This is a genomic window from Rosenbergiella gaditana, assembly GCF_018494065.1.
Taxonomy (GTDB): Bacteria; Pseudomonadota; Gammaproteobacteria; order Enterobacterales; family Enterobacteriaceae; genus Rosenbergiella; species Rosenbergiella gaditana.
The window spans coordinates 1-3,607 of record NZ_JABBFR010000044.1 but is presented as its reverse complement, the minus strand read 5'-3'; the positions used below and the strand labels follow the sequence as shown (position 1 = coordinate 3,607).

Genomic DNA, 3,607 nt, shown 5'->3' with positions numbered 1-3,607 from the left:
GACTGTCTCACGCAGCTGGTCATCGGTATAGGTCGGATGCTTAGCTTTAGCGGCGCTAAACCCTGCTATCTCCCCTTTCGTGCGCGCAATATCGGCGGCTTGATTACCGACCTCGCCTATCAACTGCAGCATCTGCATCCGTTGCTGCTCTTTTTCTTTATCGAATATCGGGCTAAGTGTCTGATTCGCATGGGCCACATCGCGGCTCAGGTCATCAACATTCTGTTGCTGCTTGGCCGTGTCGTTGATGATTATCGTGCCATCACTCACCGCGGCATGGGTGGTTGAGCTATCGCTTTTTTCCTTATTGCCCGCAACGGCCAATCCATTAGCAAGATTACCGATAAAGTTCGCCATGCCGCCGCCAGTGCTTGCTCCTACGCTCTGGTGTTCTACCTTATAGGCCGCTTGGTTATCGATATCGCTAAAGCCTAGGGTGCCGGTCTCTAAGCGGTTATGGTCGGCACTGGCGGTCGAGCCAATCACCGCACCATTAAGCTGGGTATGCTCACCGACCTTCACATCAAAGCCACCTTTACCCGCAAACAGGCCAGTCTGCTCTTGCACACTGTCATAGGTACTGTGCATCTTATCTTTACTAAGATTTAGGCTGCCTGAAGGGGTCATGGTGCCAAAGCTGTAACTGCCGCCCGCACTGGCGCTTTTTTGCTTGGAGTCGTAGCGGTTGCTGTCTTGCTCGGAGGTCAGCGTTAAGTTACGACCAACCTCCGCCACAATCCGCTCACCGTTAACTTGCGCGCCGGTTAAGCTGGTATCGCGACCGCTGTGTAAGGTGACTAAACCGCCGCTGTCCAGCGTTGTCTCGTTATGGGTCAGGGAACTGCCGTTTTCCTTGCCTTTGCTGGCATTGACGCTGGCAGAAATACTAATCCCGGCGCTGTTGCCGCTGGCGCCTACCCCGACACCCAGTGACCCGCCATGGCTACTATTTTTGCCGCTCAGTGTTTCACTGTCTTGACTGGAGTGCAGCAGGATATCCTGCGCGGCGCTCAGCGTTGTATCACGTCCGGCTTTCAGCTGGCTGCCCGCAATATCGATATCCCCTTGGGTGGCCTGTAACCTTAGGTCGCGCCCGGCGGTGAGCTGGCTACCCGAGTGCGTCTGCTGCGCGATTTTCTGCTCGGAGTGGGCGCGTTGATTACCGTAGGAGAGGTTAACCCCCATGGCGTCTTTCGGTGTTTGCCGTGCATCATTGAGATCATCAAGATGGTTTCGGAGTTACTAGACGCCGTGATTGCTCAGGCAAAACAGCAAGAAACAGGCGGTTAAGAGCAGGATTTTTTAGCGCGGACTGAGGATGCGCTAACACCAACAGCACCCTTACCATAACCAACTCGCAAAGTGTTGACTATGGCTAAGCACAATACTAAGCCAGAAGTGAGTTTTTCCAAAGTTTTACGGCGGCTGAAGGTGGGATATACCAGCGTCCGCCACGCTGTTCGCAACGATAAGACCACTTATTGTACCCTCTGTCCCAACCTTAATCTAAAGGGCAGCTGGTTGGAAGAGGCGGGATTTGCGACCGATACATCAGTTACTGTGACCATTGAGCACGGGTAACTGATGATACGACCGATGGCTGAGTGTTAAAATAAAAATCCCGGCGCGAAGCTCGGGATTTGTCGTTTAAGGCTGATAGTCCTCGTATTCCCAGGCAAAAACACGGGAGAGCTTTTGGGCTACCTCCATCCAGTCTTTTCCTTCGCACTGGTCGATATAATCTGTGACGGTTTTGGTGATCTCATTTAAATCGTATTTACGTACCAGTAGCGTATGGCGCATCAGTTCCGGCAGCCAGTGGTTCTTACAGAGCCATTCAGGAGTACAGACGTTTAAATGAAAAAAATTTATCCCTTCTTCATTTTCTGGACCTACTGATAGAGTGAGCAAAAGGACAAAATTATTATGCTCTTCAGGAACAAATAAATTAAGGTCGCAATCATCACAGCCTAAAGTTCTTAATATAGCTTTCACGTTCTTATTTCCCCACAATAACGTTAAGATGCCCGTCACCAATTTTGCTTTTCTGTCCCGTTACGGGATTTATTTGAAAAGTTTCAAAATTAGCCTGTACCCCTGTTGGATTTACTGCTGCTGGAGCATTTGGTTTTACTTTTGGAAAACGGTATACACGAGTACCATCAGCACTCATTAATCCAGTTCCATCTTTTGTTGGTCTCGCCCCATCACCAACCCAGATTTCACCTAATCGATTAGCTTCCGTTTTAGTGCCAGAACCAACACCATAATTTAGTTTTCCATTATCACCTTTAACTACCGCATCCAACCTCGGGTCCTGCTTCGCAATATTATTCAGATTCTGCTGTACCAGATCATCTTTCAGCTTTGGATAGGTTGCTGTATTGTCGGCACCAATTGATGGCTTAGTTGCACCACTCGCCCCCTTTCCAGCAACTGGCATTAAACTTCCAGCTTTAAAAGCCCCTGGTATCGGATTGCCATTCTCATCCAGTAATGAACCTGTCCACGGTATAACCGAAATTACTTTTAGTTCACGATCACCATGTTCTCTCTTAAGTTCATCGTCATCATGCCCTGGTTTATTATCACCTAACGAGTTATTCTCAACCGTCACCTTCCCGGTCTGCATCCCCGATACCGCACTCGCCGTATCGCCTCCCACTAAGCCACCCGCTAATCCTGCGGCTAAACTGGCTAATGCACTGATTTTTTGTTTTTGCTTTTCATCCAGCTCAGAAGCTTTTTTACCATAATAGGCTTGCGAAATCATCCCTACCGCTTCGGCTGTTGCCGCACTACTGGCTCCAGCTAACGCGTTTTCACCCTTCGCGAGGGATAACGCCGCATTCACTACCGCATGCGCCATCAGGTTGGCAGTTTTATTCACCTCACCGTCAGTGGTTGTTCTTTTATGGATTTCTTCTGCTAGGTACGGTGCGGCACCGCCTGCTAAGGCCTTAGCAATATCCCCTCCCGCTAACCCTTGTATCGCGGCGGTTGAGGCAGTGATGGCTTGCTGTATGGCGCTACCGGTACCAAAAGTGGCTTTCGCACTGTGATAAGCTTTTTCGGCTATCTGCTCTGACGTCGGATTGGCGTTACCCTTACTCACCAACTCCGCACGTGCGGCCTGTAAGGCCGCTGGATCTGACTGTGCCTTAAGTCCTGCTATCTCCCCTTTCGTGCGCGCAATATCGGCGGCTTGATTACCGACCTCGCCTATCAACTGCAGCGTCTGCATCCGTTGCTGCTCTTTTTCCTTATCGAATATCGGGCTAAGCGTCTGGTTGGCATGTTCAACATCGCGGCTCAGGTCATCAACATTCTGTTGCTGCTTGGCCGTGTCGTTGATGATTATCGTGCCATCACTCACCGCGGCATGGGTGGTTGAGCTATCGCTTTTTTCCTTATTGCCCGCAACGGCCAATCCATTAGCAAGATTACCGATAAAGTTCGCCATGCCGCCGCCAGTGCTTGCTCCTACGCTCTGGTGTTCTACCTTATAGGCCGCTTGGTTATCGATATCGCTAAAGCCTAGGGTGCCGGTCTCTAAGCGGTTATGGTCGGCACTGGCGGTCGAGCCAATCACCGCACCATTAAGCTG

General features: G+C 50.5%; 4 protein-coding genes. 1 reads left to right on the top strand and 3 read right to left on the bottom strand.

Features of this window, described 5'->3' with window-relative positions; all coding sequences use genetic code 11:
- A partial coding sequence (locus HH682_RS15295) for a hemagglutinin repeat-containing protein (RefSeq protein ID WP_214238345.1) occupies nt 1-1,185 on the bottom strand: 1,185 nt, incomplete at its 3' end.
- 186 nt (nt 1,186-1,371) lie between these two features.
- Between HH682_RS15295 and HH682_RS15290 the strand changes: the two genes are divergently transcribed.
- Nucleotides 1,372-1,581: a SymE family type I addiction module toxin gene (locus HH682_RS15290; protein WP_214238344.1), complete on the top strand. Its 210-nt coding sequence runs from the start codon at nt 1,372-1,374 to the stop codon at nt 1,579-1,581.
- A gap of 66 nt (nt 1,582-1,647) precedes the next feature.
- Here HH682_RS15290 and HH682_RS15285 read toward each other — a convergent pair whose 3' ends face one another.
- Both HH682_RS15285 and HH682_RS15280 read right to left on the bottom strand, forming a co-directional pair.
- Complete coding sequence (locus tag HH682_RS15285; protein WP_214238343.1) at nt 1,648-1,995, bottom strand: immunity 8 family protein; 348 nt, start codon at nt 1,993-1,995, stop codon at nt 1,648-1,650.
- 4 nt (nt 1,996-1,999) lie between these two features.
- On the bottom strand, nt 2,000-3,607 hold a 1,608-nt coding region (locus HH682_RS15280; protein ID WP_214238342.1), incomplete at its 5' end, for a VENN motif pre-toxin domain-containing protein.

Bases quoted from the DNA above. Each gene is read 5' to 3' on its own strand.
- HH682_RS15290 (WP_214238344.1), top strand. From the start codon at position 1,372: ATGGCTAAGCACAATACTAAGCCAGAAGTGAGTTTTTCCAAAGTTTTA.